Source organism: Paenibacillus sp. YAE3 (assembly GCF_057546105.1).
Map to the genome: position 1 here is coordinate 13,643 of NZ_BAAIYF010000003.1, position 20,792 is coordinate 34,434.

Annotated in this window: 16 protein-coding genes; 15 read left to right on the forward strand and 1 reads right to left on the reverse strand. The window is 57.3% G+C overall.

From position 1 onward, the window contains the following. The first annotated feature begins 2 nt into the window (after positions 1–2). The 11 genes from AC27KL_RS06040 to AC27KL_RS06090 all read left to right on the forward strand — a co-directional run bounded on the left by AC27KL_RS06040 (position 3) and on the right by AC27KL_RS06090 (position 14,699). A complete protein-coding gene (locus AC27KL_RS06040) occupies positions 3–986 on the forward strand; it encodes a pectinesterase family protein (RefSeq protein ID WP_487169159.1) in 984 nt (327 codons plus the stop codon). Further along, positions 977–2,563, forward strand: coding sequence for a glycoside hydrolase family 43 protein (locus AC27KL_RS06045; protein ID WP_487169160.1), 1,587 nt, complete (start codon positions 977–979; stop codon positions 2,561–2,563). Before AC27KL_RS06040 ends, AC27KL_RS06045 begins: the two co-directional genes overlap by 10 nt. A gap of 373 nt (positions 2,564–2,936) precedes the next feature. Beyond that, the gene (locus AC27KL_RS06050) at positions 2,937–3,764 is read left to right on the forward strand and encodes a C40 family peptidase (RefSeq protein WP_487169161.1); all 828 of its coding nucleotides are present in this window, start codon (positions 2,937–2,939) and stop codon (positions 3,762–3,764) included. Between the two features lie 514 nt (positions 3,765–4,278). Then, the gene (locus tag AC27KL_RS06055) at positions 4,279–5,241 is read left to right on the forward strand and encodes an ABC transporter permease (RefSeq protein WP_036706504.1); all 963 of its coding nucleotides are present in this window, start codon (positions 4,279–4,281) and stop codon (positions 5,239–5,241) included. 16 nt (positions 5,242–5,257) lie between these two features. Next, complete coding sequence (locus AC27KL_RS06060) at positions 5,258–6,166, forward strand: carbohydrate ABC transporter permease (protein ID WP_340997865.1); 909 nt, start codon at positions 5,258–5,260, stop codon at positions 6,164–6,166. A gap of 46 nt (positions 6,167–6,212) precedes the next feature. Continuing rightward, entirely contained in the window at positions 6,213–7,823 is a 1,611-nt protein-coding gene (locus tag AC27KL_RS06065; RefSeq protein ID WP_339321654.1) for an extracellular solute-binding protein, read from the forward strand. 130 nt (positions 7,824–7,953) lie between these two features. Continuing rightward, complete coding sequence (locus AC27KL_RS06070) at positions 7,954–10,254, forward strand: glycoside hydrolase family 3 N-terminal domain-containing protein (RefSeq protein WP_487169162.1); 2,301 nt, start codon at positions 7,954–7,956, stop codon at positions 10,252–10,254. A 98-nt stretch (positions 10,255–10,352) separates the two neighbouring features. Continuing rightward, on the forward strand, positions 10,353–11,714 hold the full coding sequence (locus tag AC27KL_RS06075; protein WP_487169163.1) for a sulfatase family protein: 1,362 nt from the start codon (positions 10,353–10,355) through the stop codon (positions 11,712–11,714). A gap of 188 nt (positions 11,715–11,902) precedes the next feature. Next, entirely contained in the window at positions 11,903–12,457 is a 555-nt protein-coding gene (locus AC27KL_RS06080) for a TetR/AcrR family transcriptional regulator (RefSeq protein ID WP_487169422.1), read from the forward strand. Positions 12,458–12,658: 201 nt separating this feature from the next. Beyond that, positions 12,659–14,071, forward strand: coding sequence for an MFS transporter (locus tag AC27KL_RS06085; protein ID WP_487169164.1), 1,413 nt, complete (start codon positions 12,659–12,661; stop codon positions 14,069–14,071). Positions 14,072–14,141: 70 nt separating this feature from the next. Continuing rightward, positions 14,142–14,699 carry an NADPH-dependent FMN reductase gene (locus AC27KL_RS06090; protein WP_340997873.1) on the forward strand — a complete coding sequence of 186 codons (558 nt, stop codon included), beginning with the start codon at positions 14,142–14,144 and terminating at the stop codon, positions 14,697–14,699. Positions 14,700–14,978: 279 nt separating this feature from the next. On the opposite strand, the gene AC27KL_RS06095 is transcribed toward AC27KL_RS06090, so the two are convergent. After that, the gene (locus tag AC27KL_RS06095; RefSeq protein ID WP_487169165.1) at positions 14,979–15,857 is read right to left on the reverse strand and encodes a LysR family transcriptional regulator; all 879 of its coding nucleotides are present in this window, start codon (positions 15,855–15,857) and stop codon (positions 14,979–14,981) included. Between the two features lie 178 nt (positions 15,858–16,035). Here AC27KL_RS06095 and AC27KL_RS06100 point away from each other — a divergent pair, with 178 nt between their 5' ends. From AC27KL_RS06100 to AC27KL_RS06115, 4 genes are all read left to right on the forward strand, one after another. Beyond that, positions 16,036–17,271: an amidohydrolase family protein gene (locus AC27KL_RS06100; protein WP_487169166.1), complete on the forward strand. Its 1,236-nt coding sequence runs from the start codon at positions 16,036–16,038 to the stop codon at positions 17,269–17,271. Between the two features lie 30 nt (positions 17,272–17,301). After that, a complete protein-coding gene (locus AC27KL_RS06105) occupies positions 17,302–18,534 on the forward strand; it encodes an amidohydrolase (protein ID WP_487169167.1) in 1,233 nt (410 codons plus the stop codon). 179 nt (positions 18,535–18,713) lie between these two features. Continuing rightward, the gene (locus AC27KL_RS06110; RefSeq protein WP_487169168.1) at positions 18,714–19,922 is read left to right on the forward strand and encodes an acyl-CoA dehydrogenase family protein; all 1,209 of its coding nucleotides are present in this window, start codon (positions 18,714–18,716) and stop codon (positions 19,920–19,922) included. A 172-nt stretch (positions 19,923–20,094) separates the two neighbouring features. Next, the gene (locus AC27KL_RS06115) at positions 20,095–20,712 is read left to right on the forward strand and encodes a LysE/ArgO family amino acid transporter (RefSeq protein ID WP_487169169.1); all 618 of its coding nucleotides are present in this window, start codon (positions 20,095–20,097) and stop codon (positions 20,710–20,712) included. Positions 20,713–20,792 lie beyond the last annotated feature (80 nt).

Below are 20,792 nucleotides of genomic sequence, written 5' to 3' on the forward strand. Positions count from 1 at the left end.
GCATGCTGGTTGGAAAAGAGAGCTTTTGCGATTTTCATACGATCCGGGAAGCGGTGGACGCGCTGGAACGGATGCCCGGCGAGCGGCCGGAGACGCTGTACATCCTGTCCGGCGTCTATGAGGAGGCGGTCCGGATTTACCGCTCGAACCTGCGCATCGTCGGCATCGGGCGCGTGGAGCTGACGATGAACCGTTACGCCAAACAAAGGGACGAAACGGGAGAAGAGATCGGAACCTTTGCGACGCCGACCTTGTTTTTGGGCGGCAGGCGGCTGCTGCTGGAAAATCTGGTCGTAACCAATGCGGCGGGGCAGGGAGACGGCATCGGGCAGGCCGTTGCGGTATCCGCCTATTGCGACGAAGCCGTGTTCCGGCACTGCACCTTCAAAGGCCATCAGGATACGCTGTTTACCGGGCCGCTGCCCCCGGCGCCCAAGCATGGGGGCTCCTTTGGCGGCATCCCGTTAAAAGAGCGCCATGACCGCTGCCGCCAGCTGTACCAGTACTGCCGGATCGAAGGCACCGTCGATTTTATTTTCGGCGGAGCGACCGCCTTTTTCGAGCGGTGCGAAATTCGCAGCTTGGCCCATGCGAAGCGGGGGAGCCGGGGGTACGTGACGGCGGCTTCGACGCCGCCGGGAGCGGAACACGGCTACGTGTTCCGGGATTGCGCGTTGACGGCGGAGCCCGGGGTGACGGGCGTGTATTTGGGCCGTCCCTGGAGGGCGCATGCCAAGACGGATTTCGTCAGCTGCAAGCTGGGCGGGCATATCGTTCCCGAAGGCTGGCATAACTGGGACAATCCCGCCAACGAAACGACGGTCCGCTACCGGGAATTCGGGGTCCTTGACGCCAAAACGCTGCGGGAGCGGCGGGTGCCATGGGCGCTTTGCACCGGTTCGCTTGATGCGGCCCCGGATAAAAAAGACGTGTTCCAAGGCACGGATTTCTGGATTCAGGGAGGAGAGAACGGAACATGGCAGTAACGACGGCAAGAGGCGTGATCAAAAACCCGATTTTGAAAGGATTTAATCCGGACCCGTGCATTTTGCGCGTGGACGACATGTATTATATCGCGGTATCTTCTTTTGAATGGCTTCCGGGGATCAGGGTGTACCGGTCCCGGGATTTGGCCTCCTGGGAGCATTTTACCGATCTGCTCACGGACCAGGTCGACTTGCGGGGCAATCCGAAAAACTGCAGCATCTGGGCACCGCAGCTCAGCTACAGCGACGGCCTTTTTTACCTGTTGTATACCGACGTGAAAAGCACGAAACGCCCGTTTAAGGATGCGCATAACTATTTGATCACCGCAAGCTCGCTCGAAGGGCCTTGGTCCGAACCGGTGTACCTGAACAGCAGCGGCTTTGATCCTTCGCTGTTCCACGACGAGGACGGGCGGAAATGGCTGCTCAACGCCTTATGGGATTACCGCATCACGGAAGGAAACAAATCGAGCGGCATCGTCATTCAGGAATACGATCCCGGGCAGCGGCGGCTTGTGGGCAAACCGCATAAGCTGTTCGACTGCACCTGGCTGAAAAAGACGGAAGCGCCCCACATTTACAAACGAAGCGGGTATTATTACCTGATTACGGCCGAAGGCGGAACGGGGGCGGGACACGCGGTGACCGTGGCACGGTCGAAGGACTTGCTCGGCCCATACGAAGTGGACCCGCTCAATCCGATGCTGACCTCGCGAGAGCGGCCGGAGCTGGCGCTGCAATGCGCAGGGCACGGCAGCCTCGTGCAGACGCCCGCAGGCGAATGGTACATGGCCCATCTATGCACGCGTCCGGTCGAAGGCCAATACGCCATTTTGGGACGGGAAACCGCGCTTCAGCAAGTGTATTGGGATGACGCAGGCTGGCTGCGCCTGACGGGAGGCGGCAGCGCGCCGCGCACGGAGGTGCCGGCTCCCCAAGGCGTGGAGGTGCCGGAGCGGACGGAACGGCATATTTTTGAGGACGCTTTTGATGGCGAGCAGTTGAACAAAACGTGGAATACCCTTCGGATCCTGGCGGATGAAAGCTGGTGTTCCCAACGCGAGCGCCCCGGATATCTGCGAATCCGCGCCGGGGAGTCTCCGCAAAGCCTGTTCCGCCAGCATATGGTGGCGATCCGGCAAACCGACGTCCGTTTTCGCGCCGAAACCGCGTTCGAATTTGCGCCGGAAAGTTATCTGCAAATGGCCGGGCTGATGCTGTACCTCAATGAAGACAATTATTTGTACGCTTATGCCACCCACGAAGAAGGACAGGGCAAGGTGCTGCGGATGATGCGCTGCGCGGCGGACGAATTCGCCCTTTTGCCGGTACTTGTTCCGGTTCCAGGCGAGTCGGTCCAGCTGTCGGTGGAAGCGGAGGGCACAAAGGCGCGGTTTTATTATCGGGCGGGTGCCGGCGAAGAAGATTGGCAGCCGCTGCATGGGGCGACCGACATCGGCTTCCTGAGCGGAGGTTTTACGGGGAACTTTATAGGGATTGCGGTCCACGACATGCAGCAGTTCCAAGGCATACATGCCGATTTTTCCTATTTCCGTTACGAAGGAAAAGATGAATAAAACCGCGCTAACCGCCACTTGCGGCCATGCGCCAAAGAAACGGCGTTTACGATCACGGATCGTGCGCCGTTTTTTGTACTACTCAAGGGTTCCTGCCACGATGCCCGCATAGATGCGTCGTTTTAGTAGTACGAACTCTGGGATTTTTAAGTCTCGGCAGATCCTTAATATTCCTATATAACCATTTTCCTATCTCCACAGGGACAAAAGACCTATATTTAACCATAATTTGGAGAGATTTTTTGTGAAATATTGACCATGTCCCAACGTCCAAGCTCTGACATAATGGTGAACAGTACAACACAAACCATGCCTGAGGCAACGCTATAACCTAAATGTTACAAAAATGTAATCTTTTCAAGGAGGAAACAACATGATCAACATCAAGAAAAGCATGCTCGGCTGTCTTGCGGTATCGGCGGCGATATCGGCAGCCATCATTCTTCCATCTCCGTCCCATGCGGCGGAGGCTTCGGCCGTAGTCCAATCGGCAGCCAAGGTTCAGACCGGCTTGGTTCAAGCCTCGGTCCGATTAAGGGACAAGCCTTCCCTCTCCAGCCATGTTCTCAGTTACTTGAAGCGCGGGGAGCAAGTGACAATTTTGGACCAAAGCACGCCATATTACTACAAAGTAAAAACGTCGTCCGGCAAGGTCGGATACACAAGCTCCTCCAGCCAATACATCAAAGTGGCCGCAGGTTCGGCGGGATCGTCGAAACCGGATGGAAACACGGCGGCGCCGAAACCATCCCAGAACGCATCGGCAGCCATCGAGAAGGTCATCCAAACGGGCATGAAATATTTGGGCACGCCGTATGAATTCGGCTCCAACCGGAATACGACCACGACCTTCGACTGCTCCGATTTCATCCGCCAAATTTTCAAGGAAGGGGCCGGACTGGTGCTTCCTGCCGATTCCCGCCAGCAAGGAGCCTGGATCAAAGAAAAAAGCACGCCGGTTTATGACGTGGGCGGCCTGAAGCGCGGCGACATCCTCTTTTTCATGAGCTACAGAGGCTCCAGCAGCGCCGCGTACCAAGGCATCGATAAATCCAGTCAGCGGATCACGCATGTCGCGATGTACCTGGGGGACGGCAAACTCCTTCATACCTATTCGCAAAAAGCGGGAGGCGTCGTGGTGACGGACTTTACGAACTCCTGGAAGTACCGCTTTTTATACGGCGGCAGCGTATTGAAATAAGGGACGATCCAAGCGGATCAGTGACCACGTTTGATCGGCCCGGTATCGGGTCGGAAGCCCGATCGAAGGCACGCCGGAAACGGCGTGTCTTTTTTGCTGCCGGTCAGGATCAGGAGCAAGACAAGGGAACCCGTTTCGATCCGGGACGATCTATCTTCCTTTAAGCGTCAATAAAAAAACGTCACTCGCCTGTAAGCGTATACATGGCGTTTTTGATGTCAGCTTAAACGGGGGCCAGCCAAGGGTTGTCTGCCCATTGTCATTTTTGCGGTCGGGAGCTCAAAAGGGCGTAAATCCAAGCAAAAATGACATATTTACGCCTGACAACGACGTTTGGTGTCCGGCACGAATTTAGGAGCGGAGCGCGTTTTTGCCCCATTGCAAAAATGGCATATTTACGAGTCCCGCGGGGTCGGATATCTTTGGGGTTGTAAGCGCTGTCAGGCCGCCGGGCGTGTAGTCCGGGAAGGAGCGGGCAGCCAAAACGTTCATCAGTGGATGAGGGAGTGGTTCTATGCAGGATACGAAAACGGCCATCCCGCTGGGAGCGGTACCGAAACGCAAAACATCCGGCAAAGGCGTCTGGAAAAGAATCGTCCAGAACTGGGAATTGTACATCTTTATTGCGCCGGCGTTTCTGTACTTTCTCATTTTCTCCTACGGGCCGATGTACGGCATCCAAATCGCGTTCAAAAACTTCATTCCCACCAAAGGGATCACGGGCAGCCCGTGGGTCGGCTTCGACCATTTCATTCGTTTTTTCCATTCGTATTATTTTTGGGATTTGTTGTGGAACACGCTGAGCATCAGCTTGTACGAACTCGCCGTCGGATTTCCGATTCCGATCATTCTGGCGCTTGCGTTTAACGAGGTCAGAAACGGCTTTTTCAAAAAGCTGGCCCAAACGGTCACGTACGCGCCGCATTTCATTTCGGTCGTCGTCATGGCCGGGATGATCATCTCGTTCCTGTCCCCTTCGACGGGCATCGTCGTTCATGTCATTGAAGGGCTCGGCCTCCAAGCGCCGGACTTTTTGACGGATCCGAGATGGTTCAAAACGATGTACGTGTTATCGGGCGTGTGGCAAAGCGCGGGTTGGGGCACGATCATTTATTTGGCAGCGCTTTCCGGCGTGGACCCGGGGCTTCACGAAGCGGCCATCATCGACGGGGCTTCGCGGTTTCAGCGCATCCGCCATATCAACATCCCGACGCTCATCCCGACGATGACGATCCTGCTGATTCTCAATATGGGAAGTTTGCTTGGGGTCGGCTTCGAAAAGATACTGCTTTTGCAAAATCCGCTCAACATGAGTTCTTCCGACGTCATCTCGACGTTCGTGTACCGTTCGGGGCTCGTGGATGCCCAATACAGCTTCTCGACGGCCATCGGCTTGTTTAATTCCGTGATCAACTGCGTGCTGCTGATCGTCGTGAATCAAATCGTGCGCCGGACGAGCGAAAACAGCTTGTGGTAGAAAGGAGGATGCGCGGATGCTTTCGGGCGTAAAAGAAACCAAACGCGACAAGGCGTTTCTCGTCTGCAACTACATTTACGTTTTTCTGGCCTTTGCAATCGTGTTTTATCCGCTGGTGTACATGATCAGCGCATCGATCAGCGATCCGAAGTTCGTCGGCTCCGGGGAAATGTGGCTGTGGCCGAAAGGCATCACTTTTGAAGGCTACAAACGGGTGTTTGAAAATTCGAACATTTGGAACGGATACGCGAACACCATTTTATATACGGTGGTAGGGACCGCCATCAACCTCGTGGTTACGCTGCCCGCAGCTTATGCGCTGAGCCGCAGGGATTTCGTCGGCCGCAATTTCTTTATGGGAATGTTCATGGTGACGATGTTTTTCGGCGGCGGTCTGGTACCGACTTACCTGCTCGTCAAGCAGCTTGGCATGATCAACACCATGTGGGCGATCGTCATTCCGTCTGCGGCATCGATCTGGAACATCATCGTGTCCCGCACGTTTTTCCAGAGCTCGATTCCGAAGGAGCTGCAGGAGGCCGCGCAAATCGACGGCTGTACCAACATGCGGCTGTTCGTGAAGATCATCCTGCCGCTGTCGATGCCGATCATTGCGGTCATGGCGCTGTTTTACGGCGTGGGCAACTGGAACAGCTATTTCTCGGCGCTTATTTATTTGAATGATTCGGCCAAATATCCGCTGCAGCTCGTCCTGCGCCAAATCCTCGTGTTGCAGGAGATGGCGGCCCAGGGCGGCGGGGCGATCGACGCCTCGACGGCGGCGGCAATGAACAGCAAAGCTGAAATCGCAGCGCTGGTCAAATACGCGGTCATCATCGTGGCAACCGTGCCGGTCATCGTCATTTATCCTTTCCTTCAGCGTTACTTTGTGCAAGGTGTCATGATCGGTTCCGTCAAGGGCTGATCTTGCCATATATCAAAAACTTACATTGAAAAAGGGAGTTGTTGTCATGAACAAGATTCGCAAGGCTTCATCCATTGCGCTCTGCCTCGCGGTGTCCGTCAGCCTGTTGGCGGCGTGCGGTTCCAAAGAAGGAGCGGGAGAAAAAGGCTCAGCGTCCCCGTCAGCGGCCGAAGGCGTCAAAAAAGAAGGCTTCCCGATCGTTGACAAACCGATTACGCTTAAGGTGATGTCCCAGGATGCGGGGAAAGCGGACTGGAACCAGATGCCCGTCTTGAAAGAAATGGAGAAACTGACCGGCATTCACCTGGAGCCCCAGCTTTCGCCGATCGACAGCTTCGCCACGAAGAAAAACCTGATGTTCGCGAGCGGCGATCTGCCGGATATGCTGTACGCCGCCGACCTTAAGCCGTCGGAGCAGGTAACCTACGGTACGCAGGGCATCCTGCTGCCGCTTGAAAAATACATCGACGAAGGGTATGCGCCCAACATTAAAAAAATACTCGATGAGCATCCGGACGTGCGCAAATCCTTCACGACGCCGGACGGACATATGTATGCGCTTCCGTTCATCGATACGGCCGCCGTTTGGTACCGCAGCCCGATGTGGTACAACGGCAAATTCCTGAAAGCCTTGAACGTCACCGAACTGCCGAAGACGACCGACGAGCTGTATGCGTTCCTGAAACGCGTCAAGGAAGAGGACCCGAACGGCAACGGCAAAAAGGATGAAATTCCGCTGACTTCCGTCAAGCTGGACGACCTGCGCATGTACTTCTTCGGCTTCTGGGGCATGTACGACGAGAAAATTTACGCCGACAAAGACGGCAAGGTGCATTATTCTCCTCAGGAAGAAGGCTACAAAGGATATTTGACGTTCATGAACAAGCTGTGGAAGGAAGACCTGCTGGATCACGAAACGTTCTCGCAAACGCCTGACCAGAAAAAGGCGAAAGGGCAGGACAACCGAATCGCATTGTTTAACGACTATTATCCGTACTTCACGCTCGGCGGCGAGCCAAGCGGGGACAACCCGCTCATGACGCCGGTGAAAAGCGAAATTCCGGGCACCCCGGTCTACGGCAAACATCCGGGCATGTCCGCCAACGGCACCTTTGCGATCACGAACAAAAACCCGAATCCGGAAGCGACCATGCGCTGGATCGACTACCTGTACGGCTATGAAGGTTCCACGCTCTTCAACCAGGGACCTGAAGGCACGCTGTGGAAATATAAAGACAAGGAAAACCACGTCAAGGAATGGCTGCCGGTTCCGGGCGGCGGCGACCGCGAGGAATACCGCGGAACGATTACGCCGAACTTCGGCATTTTGACGCCGGGCATCAACGATCCGGAAGTCACGAAAGGGCTGCGGACCGACTTTGACGCCTGGATCGATAAAGAAAACGCCGAAAAACTCGTGCCGATCGGCAAAACGCCGTTCCCTAACGTATACTTGACGAACGAGGAACAGTCGGAAGCTTCCGCATTGTTCTCCGACCTCGATACGTACGTGCAGCAGATGGAGGCGAAATTCGTCACCGGGCAAGTGCCGCTGTCCGATTGGGACAGCTACGTGGCCCAGCTGAAGAAAATGGGGGCCGACCGCATCGTCGAGCTGTACCAGGGAGCATACGACCGCTGGAACACTGGAAAATAACCTGACGTTCCAAGCCGCAATAGCCAACATCTCCGGCGTTTTCGCCGGGGGTTGGCTATTGCCTTTATTGTTTCATCGAATGATTTCATGCCGGGAAAACCGGATATGTCACGGAGGAGGAGCACGACCGGTGAATTACAAAGACGCATCTTTAAGCATCGAAGCCAGAACGGAGCATTTGCTCGGTTTGATGACGCTGCAGGAAAAAGCGGGGCAGCTGGTGCAGCTGTTCGGCTGGAAAGTGTACGAGCGACACGGCGGGCAAATTACGTTGACCGAGTCGTTTAAAGAGGAAGCGGCCCAAGGCAAAATCGGTTCGCTTTACGGCGTGCTGCGCGCCGATCCGTGGACGGAGGTCACCCTGGAGACGGGACTCTCCCCGAGGGAGGGGGCGGAAACGATGAACGCCATCCAGCGTTACGCGATAGAGCATTCGCGGCTCGGCATCCCGATCCTGTTCGGGGAGGAATGCTCCCACGGCCATATGGCGATCGGGGCCACCGTCTTTCCGGTTCCGTTGTCGCTGGCCAGCGCGTGGAACCTGGAGCTGTACGAGCGGGTATGCCGGGCGATCGCGCTTGAGACGCGCAGCCAGGGCGGGGCGGCGACGTATTCCCCGGTGCTGGATGTCGTCCGCGATCCGCGCTGGGGTCGCACCGAGGAAACGTACGGGGAAGATCCTTACCTGGTCTCGGTCATGGCGGAAGCGGCCGTCAGGGGGCTGCAGGGGGAACGCCTGGACGCGGATGACAGCGTCGTCGCTACCCTGAAGCATTTTGCGGGCTACGGCAGCTCCGAGGGCGGGCGCAACAGCGCGCCGGTGCATATGGGGCTGCGGGAGCTGCACGAGGTGGATTTGAAGCCGTTTCGGGCGGCCATCCGGGCCGGAGCGAAGTCGGTCATGACGGCGTACAACGAAATCGACGGCATCCCCTGCACGTCGGATTCGTATTTGCTGACGGACGTGCTGCGGAAGCAGTGGGGCTTCGACGGGTTCGTCATCACGGACTGCGGGGCGATCAACATGCTCGTATGGGGACATGATACGGCGGCAAGTCCGGAAGAAGCGGCCGCGGCCGCGCTGAATGCCGGCGTGGACATGGAAATGTCGGGGGACATGTTCCGGGCCCATCTGGAGCAGGCGGTGCTGAACGGGCGCGTGGACATGGCGGTCCTGGATGAGGCGGTATCCCGCATTTTGCGCATCAAATTCGAGCTCGGATTGTTCGAGCGGCCGTACGTGGACCCGGAGCGCGCGGCCCGGATCATCGGCAGCCGCGAACATGCCGCTTTGGCCCGCCAGGCGGCTCTGGAAGGCATCGTGCTGCTGAAAAACAAGGATCGCATGCTGCCGTTAAGCAAGGATGGCGCCGGCAAAATCGCCGTCATCGGCCCGAATGCGGACAACATGTACAACCAGCTTGGGGATTACACGTCCCCGCAGCCCCGTCAAAACGTCTCCACCGTTCTGGACGGCATCCGGAACCGGTTGGCGCATGCGCCGGAGCGCGTGCTTTACGCGCCGGGCTGCAGAATCAAGGATGACAGCCGGGAAGGGTTCGACACGGCGGTCGAAACGGCGGCAAAAGCCGACGTGGTCGTGCTGGTGCTCGGCGGTTCGAGCGCGCGCGATTTCGGGGAAGGCACGATCGACCTGCGCACCGGCGCATCGATCGTCACGGACAGCCCGCACAGCGACATGGACTGCGGGGAAGGGATCGACCGCGCCAAGCTTGCGCTGTCTGGCGTGCAGAGAGAGCTTGCGCAAGAAATCGCAAAGCTGGGCAAGCCGCTGGTCGTCGTGTATATCAATGGACGGCCGGTTGCGGAGCCGTGGATCGACGAACATGCCGATGCGATCCTGGAAGCATGGTATCCGGGCCAGGAAGGCGGCAACGCCCTTGCCGACCTGCTGTTCGGCGATGCCAATCCTTCGGGCCGGCTGACCGTATCGATTCCGAAGGATGTCGGCCAGCTGCCCGTCCGTTACAACGGAAAAAGAACGACCGGAAGACGTTACCTTGAAACCGATACGAAACCAAGCTATCCGTTCGGGTACGGGCTCAGCTATACCGAATTCGAATACGGGCCGTTGTCCCTTTCGGACTCCGAAATCGCGGCAAACGGGAGTACCCGGGCAACGGTTTGCATAACGAATAAAGGCGGCCGGGCCGGCGCCGAAACCGTGCAGCTTTACATCGGCGACAAAGTCAGCTCGGTAACCCGGCCCGAAAAAGAGCTCAAGGGCTTCGCCAAAGTGTTCCTTGCGCCGGGCGAAACCCGGGAAGTGACGTTCGAGATCGGAGCGGAGCAGCTTTCTTTCGTGGGAAGGAACTTGGAGGAAACCGTTGAGGAAGGCGAATTCGACGTTATGGTCGGCCCTCATTCGGCGGACGTTCAGACCGTTTTATTGCGGGTCAGAGGAGTGTAGGGACGAACACCGAAGCGCTGCCGTGAACTCGGCCCCTAACCGTTAATGACGCTTTGAAAACGGAAGGACGCTATTTCAAAAAGGAGGGATGCTGCAACATGAAAAAACCAAACGTTGTTTTTATCATTTCCGATGATCACCGTTACGAAGCCATTCGGTCTTCAGGCAACGGCGTCATCCAAACGCCGACCTTGGACGCGTTGTCGGGCGAAGGCACGGCGCTTGAAGGAATGCATATTTTCGGGGGACTGACGGGGGCGGTCTGTGCGCCGAGCCGGGCTTGCGTCAATACGGGCCGGCCCATCTTCCGGTCGATGGTCGGAAGCGACGTCAGCGTCTGGGAGCATTCCGTGAACATAAGCCCCGACGTTCCGCTGATGCCGCAAACGTTCCGGGCGGACGGATACCATACCTATGCCGTCGGCAAGTGGCATAACGACAAGGGGAGCTTTGCCCGGAGTTTCGCCGGGGGAGACAAACTGTTTTTCTACGGCATGAGCGACCATGACCGCGTTCCGGTCCAGCCGTTTGATCCCGAAGGCAGCTACCCGCAGGAACGCGAACAGGTTTGCGAGACGTTCTCCACCGAGCTGTTTACGAACGCGGCCGTCGATTTTATCCGGGAATACGATCGGGACCAGCCTTTTTATCTGTATCTCGCTTATACCGCGCCGCATGATCCCCGTACCGCGCCCGAGCCGTATGCGGGAATGTACGATCCGGAGACGATCCCGCTGCCCGCCAATTTCTTGGAGCGCCATCCGTTTGACTCGGGGGATATGGAGGTGCGGGACGAAAAGCTGGCGCGGCTCCCGCGGGACGAAGCGGAAATCCGCCGCCATATCGCCGATTATTATGCGATGATCACCCATATGGACGCCCATATCGGGCGCGTCGTCTCCGCGCTGAAGGACAAAGGGATCTACGAGGATACGATCATCGTGTATACGGCGGATCACGGCTTGTCGATCGGCCAACACGGGTTGATGGGCAAGCAGAACGTTTATGACCACAGCATTCGGATTCCGTTCATTCTGCGGGGACCGGGCGTTCCGCAAGGACGGCGGATTCCGGCGCTGGCCAGCAACATCGACATGTTTCCGACGCTGGCGGAGCTATGCGGGCTCCGGATGCCTGCCGGTGCGGGCGGGGTGAGCCTGGTTCCCCTGCTCGGAGGCCGGGAGCGTCTCCGTCCCGTCGTCTGCACGGCATACCGCGACGTGCAGCGGATGGTCAAGGACGGCAGATGGAAGCTCATCCGCTATTACCGTTCGCCGGTGACCGATACCGGAACGGACCGGATCCAGCTGTTCGATTTGGAGGCCGACCCTTGGGAAACGAACGACGTTTCGGGCGACCCCGCGAATGCCCCTCACATCCGGCGGCTGGCGGAAGAACTGCAGCGCTGGATGGCGGAATACGGCGATTTCATGCAGGAGAGGCCCGTTTTGCCGAACTAAATAACGAAGCCGGCAATCGATTTGTCCCCGCAAATGATCCTTGGTGCAAGGAAAATAGGCGGGGCTTTTTTTAATGGCTATTGACACTTGGAACATATTGGGATAGACTATGACTGTCAGTACACACTGTCACGATGGCTGAAGGAGATGAAGCGACATTGGAAAACGCACTGTGCAACCGGGACAAAATGCTGCTTTCCGCCATCGAACTGATTGCGGAAAAGGGATATAAAGGGGTGACCACCCAAGAAATCGCCGCGGCCGCCGGCGTCAGCGAAAAAACGCTGTTTCGCCATTTCGGCTCCAAGCGGAACCTGGTCGACGAAGCTTTTGAACGTTTCCATTATACCGGGGAAATGTCGAAGCTGTTTCAGGAGAAGATCACGTGGAATTTGCACGCCGATCTGCTGCTCATTGCGCGAACATACCACGAGATGATGGGCCGCAACCGGAAAATGATTTGGATCAGCATCAAGGACGAAGCGCATCTTCCGGGAATCCGGCAACAAACGCAGCAGCACCCGCGGCGGCTGATGGAATTTTTGACGCAATATTTCGTGGCCATGTCCGAAAAGGGGAAGCTGGTCCGGACGAATCCGGAGCTTCAGGCGATGTCCTTTTTGATGATGCATTTCGGCGCATTTTTGAATGAGCTGGAAAAAGACGAAAACTTCCCCGGCGTAACGCTGGATGCGTTTATCGAGGAAAGCGTCCATATTTTTGCGAAAGCGTTGACCCCGTGAACTTTTCGCGCGGCCTTCCCGGGCATGATCCCGCTCGCGGAACGGATTTGCGGGAAGAGGTCCTACCGCATGTTTTCTCGGGACAATAGGTTGATCGGGTTCCAACCGTTCGGAAACCTAGAACTACGTCTTCACGACGTTTTTCTTTTGCTTTAAATGTCAGTTAGCACTGACAGACACTATTGGAGGAGGATGAGAGATATGGAGGAAGAAGCCCGGCAAAACCAGGCCATGAAGCTGATCCGTTTATTGGCCTGCACCTTGATCATATCCGTCATGAGCGCGGGGATGTTCAACATCGTGCTTCCGCAAATCCGGGAGCAGTTCCATTTGACCCTTTCGCAGGTCAGCTGGATGACGTCCGTCTATACGCTCATTTATGCGATCGGGACGGTGATTTACGGCAAGCTGGCGGACCGGTACCGGCTGAAGCAGCTGCTTACGGTAGGCCTGCTCGTGTTCGCCGCCGGTTCCGTACTGGGGCTCTGCTCCGCGACATTCGGCATGGTCATATTCGGCAGGGCGCTTCAGGCGGCAGGGGCGGCCGTCATCCCGGCAACGGCGACGCTGATTCCAGTCCGATATTTCCCCGTGGAAAAAAGGGGTACGGCGATGGGCATGTCGGCAGTAGGACTGGCGATCGGGAATGCGCTGAGCCCGGTCGTATCGGCGCTCGTGTCCAGCGTGGCGGACTGGCGCTGGCTGTTTTGCATCCCGCTGCTGACGCTGCTTTTGCTGCCCTGGTACCGCAAATATTTGAACGACGAGCCGGGAACGGCGGCAGGGGTCGATTGGCCGGGAGCCATTTTGCTCGGCGCGGGAGTGGGCCTGCTGCTGTTCGGATTGTCGGAAGATTCGTGGCTGCTTATGGCGGGAGGCGCCGCGGCGTTTATCCTGTTCGGGCTCCGGATCAAATCGGCTGAGGAGCCTTTCATTCAGCCGCAGCTTTTGAAGAACAAAAGCTACATGGTTTACCTGGCTGGCACCTTCCTGATGACGGGCATTTCATATTCGCTGATCTTTTTAAGCCCGCTGCTGCTTGCGGAAGAACAGCGGCTGTCGTCCGGATGGATCGGGCTCGCCCTTGTGCCTGCAGCCTTATGCTCGGCGCTGCTGGGGAAAAAGGGAGGCAAACTTGCCGATGCGCGGGGCGTGTCGTTCGTGTTCCATATCGCCTCCGTCCTGCTGCTGTCCTGCTTTGCCTTGATGTCGGTCTTCACGGGGGCAGCGCCGGCGGCCATCGCCCTGATTTTGGTGCTGGGCAACGTCGGCCAAACCTTCATGAACATTGCGCTCGCCAGCTCGGCGTCCAAAACGCTTCCCAAGTCGCAAACGGGCGTCGGCATGGGCATGTTTTCCATGATGAATTTCATCTCGGGGAGCGTCGCCGTAGCCATTAACGGCAAATTCATGGACCTGGGCTCAAGCCGTGTCTGGAATCCGCTGAGCTTCGGCACCGGCGGCGGGGGATACATCTATTCGAATATATTCCTGGTGCTTGCGGCCGCGCATGCCGTGCTGCTGATCGCAGGACATTGGTATTTGAAAAGGGAGAGCCGCTCCGGCATCAAGCCGGCAGGTGCGCCGGCAGCACAGCCGCAGGGAAAGGCATAACAGGCTCCAATGACGCGATTCACCTATGTATTTAGAACCGTTATCCAATAAAAACAGGGAGGAAAAACACATGTTGAACATTGCCATCATTATCGGAAGCACGCGCCCGGGGCGCCACGGAAAGGCCGTAGCGGATTGGGCGTACGACATCGCCAAACGGCGGGAGGACGCCAGGTTCGAAATCGTCGACATTGCCGATTATAACCTGCCGCTGCTGGATGAGCCGATGGGGGCGGCATCGGGCCAATACACGAAACCCCATACGATCGCCTGGTCGGAAAAAATCAAATCGTTTGACGGCTATGTTTTCCTTGCTCCGGAATATAACCATGCCATTTCGGGAGCGCTCAAAAACGCCATCGATTATTTATATTACGAATGGAACAACAAAGCCGCCGGCATCGTGGGTTACGGCGGAGGCGGCGGCGTGCGGGCCGCGGAAAACCTTCGCCTCATCGCCGGCGAGCTCATGCTGGCCGTCGTCCGCGCGCAGGTCGGATTGACCTTTCATGGCGATTTCGAAAACTATACCGTGTTCAAACCGGCGCCGCATCAGGAAGGCGTTTTGAATACGATGCTGGATCAGGTCATCGCTTGGAGCGGCGCGCTGAAAACGCTGCGCGAATAATTGCGCATAAGAAAGAGGAAACACGCCGGACACGGCGTGTTCAGAGTGTCGAGAAAGTCCAACGGACTTTTCGACACTCTAATTTTTATATGGGGAAACATATCTTTTAAAATAAAAATCGATTTAAACAGCTCTGAGAACCCTACTTCTGTGACCGGTGAAGGCAATTTTAAACCCCTGCAAAAAAACAGGGGGTTTCTCGACAGACTGAACACGCCGGACACGGCGTGTTTTTTTTTCGTTTGCACCGGGTTCCTTTCCTCGCATGCAAAAGGACGATCACTGGCGCTCCTCTTGAATCAGCTCGACAAAATGCTGGGCCGTTGCGGACAAATGATGGCCTTTGAGCCAAATCAAGCCGGTGGCGCCGGTCAGCTGGGGATCCGTTATTTTGGCGGCATGGAGGTTCCCGTCGGGAATTTGGCGGGTAACCGTCTCGGGCACGATCGCCGAACCGAATCCGGAAGATACAAGCTGGAGAAGCAGCGGAATGTCGGAGCATTCGGCGACGATGTTCGGTTTCAGCTGCCGGGCGGTGAACGCCATGTGAATCGTGTAGTGAACGCCCAAACCTTCCGTGCTCGGCAGGATCAGCGGCACGTCTTGGAGATCGGAAAGGGACACTTCCGAACCGCTTCCGCGCTTCTTTGGCGACGTTAGGCAATAAAACGGCTCCGTATGCAAATGGATGACCGAAAACGCGTCCAGCTCCAGGGGCAAACGGATGATCGCAAGCTCCAGCACCCGGTTTTTGACCAATTCGCACAGGCGGGAGGATTCGTTTTGCTGGATTTTGTACGTTACATGCGGATAACGGTCCTTGAACCGGTGCAGCAAGCCGGGCAGTTCCACGGAAGACAACGTGTTGATCCCGATGTTCAGGCTGCCTTTTGCCCCTTTCCCGACCTCCATCACTTCGGAAACGGCTTCGTCCATCAGCTGCGTCATTTGCAGGGCATACCGGTACAACGCTTTACCGGATGCGGTCAGCTCCAGCGTTTTGCCGCTGCGTTCGACAAGGCGCGTTCCCAGTTCGTCTTCCATCGCTTTCAGCTGCTGGCTAAGCGGCGGTTGGGACATATGCAGCCTTTGGGCCGCGGCGGATATCTTCCTCTCCTCCACGATGGCGATAAAATATTTCAGCTGCCTGATATCCATGATTCCCCTCCATAGGTCCAAAGTACATCTACGATGCCGAGGTTAGACGGTTTATCTATATGATTAAAGTTTGCAATTGAAAGGTTATTAATATTTTTCATATAGTCATCCCCATGTTAGCATAGATGATACGCAATCCGATAGATCCAATTTCGAACAGGCAGGAGGCAAAAGACGGATGCAAAACGACCATTTTTGGTTCACCCATGTGCGGCTCGAAACAGGCTACCGCCTCGAAAACGGGGTCGTGACCGGCACGGAAACGGGCATCTTCCATATGAGGGTCGAACAAGGGAACATCGCGCAAATCGAACCGGAAACGTTTGTTTTCGAGGATTCGCTGCCCAAACGGGACATGAACGGGAAGCTGATGCTTCCTTCGTTCCGGGACATGCATATCCATTTGGACAAAACCTACTACGGAGGACCGTGGAAGGCTCCAAGCATCGCGACGAACGGCATTTTTACGCGATTCGAAGAGGAAAGGGAGCTGCTGCCGAAGCAGCTTCCGGTGGCGAGGGAACGCGCGGGCAAGCTGATCGAGCTGCTGCTGCAAGCCGGAACGACGCGGATCCGCAGCCACTGCAACATCGATCCTTCGATCGGGCTGCAAAACCTGGAGGCAACGCTCCAAGCCGCCGAGGATTACAAAGGAAAAGCGGGGATCGAAATCGTGGCGTTTCCGCAGCACGGTCTGCTGCTCAGCCAATCGGTTTCCCTCATGCGGGAGGCTTTGAGAAACGGGGCGTCTCTGGTTGGAGGCGTCGATCCGGCGACCGTGGACGGCGACATCGAAAAATCGCTGCAGACCACGATGGAGCTTGCGGTGGAGGCGAATGCGGACATCGATTTGCATATTCACGACGGGGGACATCTCGGGTTGTTCACGTTCCAGCGGCTGGCCGATTTGACGGAAGAAGCAGGCTGGCAGGGAAGAGTGACCATAAGCCATGCGCTGGCGCTGGCCGACATTCCGCAGGAAAAAGCAGCGGCCTTCGCCGACCGTCTGGCCGGCTTGGGGATATCGATCGCTTCCTCCGTGCCGCTCGGGCGGACGATCCCGATTCCGCAGCTGCATGAGCGCGGGGTGAAGGTATGGCTTGGGGACGACAGCATTACCGATCACTGGTCCCCGTTCGGCAAAGGGGACGTGCTGGAAAAAGCGGGAACGCTGGCGGAACGTTTTCACCTCGTGGACGAGGTCGAGCTGGGGCAAACGCTCGGGTTCATTACCGGGGGCGTGACGCCGCTGAACCGGAACGGCGAGCGGATGTGGCCGCGCGTCGGGGATGAAGCAAGCGTCGTGTTCGTGGACGCCGGCTGCTCGGCGGAAGCCGTAGCCAGAAGGTCTGAGCGGGTCGCCGTCTTTTTCAAAGGCAATCTCGTTGCCGGGGCGCTTCCGGCCGCCCGCTGAACTTATGTCGAATAGAAAGGATGACCGATGATGGAACATCGCTATTGGTTGATTAATGTCCGTTTGGAGAGCGGTTATGAGACGAAGGACGGCGTCGTGACCGGCACGAAAACGGAAGTGCGCCATCTGCTGATGGAGGAAGGGAACATTGCGCAAATTGTTCCGGCGGACCGGCCGATCGAAGACGGGCTTCCGCAAATCGACGCGGGTTACCGCCTTGCGCTGCCATCTTTTATTGAAAAACACTGCCACCTGGACAAAACGCTGCTGGGCGGCCGCTGGAGACCGGTCACGCCGGTGAAGTCGATTTTCGGTCGGCTCGACGAGGAGAAGACCTTCGACGCGTCGCGCACCATCGCCATTCGCGACAGCGCGGCGAACTACCTTGAAGCGTCTTTAAGATCGGGGGCCACCCATATCCGGACGCATGTGGACATTTTTCCGGAGGTCGGGCTTTCCCACTTGGAAGAGGTGCAGCAGGCGCTGCATCTATACAAGGACAAGCTGTCCCACGAAATCGTGGCGTTTCCGCAGCAGGGGCTGCTTCGTTCAAATTCGGAAAAGCTGGTGCGGGAAGCCATCCGGCAAGGCGCGGGTTATGTCGGCGGCGTCGATCCGGCGACGGTGGACGGAGACATGGAAAGATCGCTGCAAACGATGGTGACGATCGCCGCCGAGGAACATGCGGGAATCGACCTGCATCTGCATGATCCGGACCGTCTGGGCATTTTTACGATCAAGCGTCTGGCGGAGCTTACCGTCGAAGCCGGGCTGCAAGGCAAAGTGGCCGTCAGCCATGCCTTCAGCCTCGGGGACATTCCTGCTGCGCAGGCGGCGGAAATGGCGGATATGCTTGCGGACGCGGGCATCACGATCATCACGAGCGTTCCGATGGGCCGGAAATTTCCGCCCGTGCGGCTGCTGCATGACCATGGGGTTGCGGTCGCCGTCGGCTGCGATAACGTGTTCGACATTTGGTCGCCGTTCGGAAACGGGGATATCCTGGAACGCGCAGGCCGATTGGCCGAAATTTCGGGCTTTGCGAACGAACGCGCGCTCGGCCAAACGCTGGGGTATATCACCGGCGGCGTGACCCCGCTGGATGAAGCCGGCGTTCAGGCTTGGCCGAAAGCAGGAGACGAAGCCAACCTGGTGCTGGTCGAGGCTTCTTGTTCCGCCGAAGCGGTCGCCAGAAGATCCAAGCGGGCTGCAACCTTGTACAAAGGGGTTGTCGTCGCAGGCGCTTTGGATCAAGAGCAATAAGATTCGGCCGGTCCATGACGGCAAAAGCCGCAAACACAGAAAGCGTGTTGCGGCTTTTTTTTGCCCCCATGTTTTTGTCCGGAATCGGGGCCCGGGAGGAATCCGGAGAAACGTTTTGGAAATTCCGACTAAAAGGGTATACAATAAAAGGAATGAAGCAGCAGAGGGGAGAATGCCGCATGAATTCCATCCAATCGGATCCTTTTGTAAGAAATGAGCGCGAAAAAGGCATCGCAGCCCGGTCCGACCGGCTTGCGGCCTTGTTTGCGGAACGTGCCGCGCTGCACGACCGCGAAGGGTCGTTTCCGTTTGAAAACTTTGAAGATTTGCGCGAAGCCGGGTATTTGGCATTAACGGTGCCGCAAACATTCGGCGGGGAAGAAGCATCCTTATATGAAATGCTGCTTGCGCAAGAGCGGCTTGCCAAAGGAGACGGGTCGACGGCGCTGGCCGTCGGCTGGCATGTGAGCCAAGTGCTGCAGATGAGGATCAAGCAGTCGTGGCCGCCGAAGCTGTACGCGGATTTTTGCCGGAGCGTCGTCGAACAAGGCGCCATGATCAACCAGTTTGCAAGCGAACCTTCCACGGGCAGCCCGAGCCGGGGAGGACGCCCGCAGACGTCCGCAACCAAAACCGGGGGCGGTTACCTGTTAACCGGGCGCAAAACATTCAGCTCGCTGATTCCGGTCCTCGATCAGTTTACGGTCACGGCTTTCGTCGAAGACGAGGAACGCATCGGCACGTTTTTCGTGCGCAAAGGTCCCGGCGTCGGCATCGACGAAACCTGGGATACCCTCGGCATGAGGGGAACCGGAAGCCATGATTTGCTGCTGGACGGCGTGTTCGTGCCGGCGGAGGAAAGAATCGACGGAAACGAAGGCGGCGGTCAAGACGCCGGGGAAGGGATGTCCGACCACGGGGGCGCGCTGCTGCATATCCCCGCATGTTATTTGGGCATCGCTTGGGCGGCCCGCGATTTCGCGGTGCAATTCGCCGCGGATTACCGGCCGAGCAGCCTGCCGGGACCGATCGCGGAGCTGCCGCATATCCAGCAAAAAATAGGGGAGATGGAGCAGGAGCGGATCACCGCACGCACGCTGCTGTACAGCGTCGCGGACCGCTGGGACCGTTTGCCTGAAGAGCGGGCTTCCATGAGACCGGAGCTGGGCCTCGCCAAAACGGTGGCGACGAACGCCGCGATTCGGATCGTCGATTTGGCCATGCGGATCGTGGGCGGATCGAGCCTGTCGCGCAGCCTGCCGCTCGAGCGGATGTACCGCGACGTCCGCGCCGGCCTGCATAACCCGCCGATGGACGATTCCGTCATCGCCATGCTTGCCCGGCGGGCCGTTGAAGCATGCAGGAAAGGAACGAACCTGGCCGAGTGAATCGAGGGGCAAGCCTCCGGAGAAATCCGGAGGCTTTTTTGCGATGAACGGCGCCCGGCTATGGCCCGGCGGATGCATCTATGCGTCCGTGCGGATTTCGGTATACACAGATCCGGGGTTACATGGTAGGATATAGCTTATATCATTTTGACGAAAGAGGATTGTTGAACGTATGCTTACTGCAATCATCCACGGTATCCTGCTCGCTTTCGGGCTGATTCTCCCGCTCGGGGCGCAAAACGTGTTCGTGTTCAACCAAGGCGCTTCGCAGCCGAAATTCAGGGGGGCCATACCGGTGATCGTGACGGCGGCCTGCTGCGACTCGCTCCTGATCCTGCTTGCCGTTCTCGGCGTTTCCGTCGTCGTGTTTACGATTCCCGTGCTGCAAACGGCCATCTTTGTTGTCGGCCTCGCCTTTCTGCTGTATATGGGCTGGTCGATCTGGAAAAGCAAACCGGCCAAGCTGGACAAGCGCGAAGCGGCATTGTCGCCCAAAAAGCAAATCATGTTCGCCATGTCGGTATCGCTCCTGAACCCGCATGCCATCCTCGACACGATCGGCGTGATCGGAACCAGCTCTCTCGGCTATACGGGCGCGGACAAGCTGATGTTCACCGTCGCCACAATGGCCGTGTCCTGGATCTGGTTTTTCGCGCTGGCGTTTGCGGGGAAAATGGTAGGGGAAGTGGATACCGGCGGCCGGATATTAAACGTAATCAACAAGCTGTCCGCCTTGGTCATTTGGGGCGTGGCCGTCTACATCGCGTTGAAGCTGCTTAAGCTGGTTTGACGCGGTCCAAAGAGGTTTTTGAGCAGCCTAGAGCAGCTGCCGGCAAGAGAACCATACAAAGAAGCCATCCTGAATTCGTC

Coding starts and splice junctions, on each gene's coding strand:
- AC27KL_RS06060 (WP_340997865.1), top strand. CDS start 5,258: ATGCTTTCGGGCGTAAAAGAAACCAAACGCGACAAGGCGTTTCTCGTC.
- AC27KL_RS06115 (WP_487169169.1), top strand. CDS start 20,095: ATGCTTACTGCAATCATCCACGGTATCCTGCTCGCTTTCGGGCTGATT.
- AC27KL_RS06045 (WP_487169160.1), top strand. CDS start 977: ATGGCAGTAACGACGGCAAGAGGCGTGATCAAAAACCCGATTTTGAAA.
- AC27KL_RS06065 (WP_339321654.1), top strand. CDS start 6,213: ATGAACAAGATTCGCAAGGCTTCATCCATTGCGCTCTGCCTCGCGGTG.
- AC27KL_RS06090 (WP_340997873.1), top strand. CDS start 14,142: ATGTTGAACATTGCCATCATTATCGGAAGCACGCGCCCGGGGCGCCAC.
- AC27KL_RS06085 (WP_487169164.1), top strand. CDS start 12,659: ATGGAGGAAGAAGCCCGGCAAAACCAGGCCATGAAGCTGATCCGTTTA.
- AC27KL_RS06100 (WP_487169166.1), top strand. CDS start 16,036: ATGCAAAACGACCATTTTTGGTTCACCCATGTGCGGCTCGAAACAGGC.
- AC27KL_RS06080 (WP_487169422.1), top strand. CDS start 11,903: ATGCTGCTTTCCGCCATCGAACTGATTGCGGAAAAGGGATATAAAGGG.
- AC27KL_RS06050 (WP_487169161.1), top strand. CDS start 2,937: ATGATCAACATCAAGAAAAGCATGCTCGGCTGTCTTGCGGTATCGGCG.
- AC27KL_RS06040 (WP_487169159.1), top strand. CDS start 3: ATGCTGGTTGGAAAAGAGAGCTTTTGCGATTTTCATACGATCCGGGAA.
- AC27KL_RS06105 (WP_487169167.1), top strand. CDS start 17,302: ATGGAACATCGCTATTGGTTGATTAATGTCCGTTTGGAGAGCGGTTAT.
- AC27KL_RS06095 (WP_487169165.1), bottom strand. CDS start 15,857: ATGGATATCAGGCAGCTGAAATATTTTATCGCCATCGTGGAGGAGAGG.
- AC27KL_RS06075 (WP_487169163.1), top strand. CDS start 10,353: ATGAAAAAACCAAACGTTGTTTTTATCATTTCCGATGATCACCGTTAC.
- AC27KL_RS06110 (WP_487169168.1), top strand. CDS start 18,714: ATGAATTCCATCCAATCGGATCCTTTTGTAAGAAATGAGCGCGAAAAA.
- AC27KL_RS06055 (WP_036706504.1), top strand. CDS start 4,279: ATGCAGGATACGAAAACGGCCATCCCGCTGGGAGCGGTACCGAAACGC.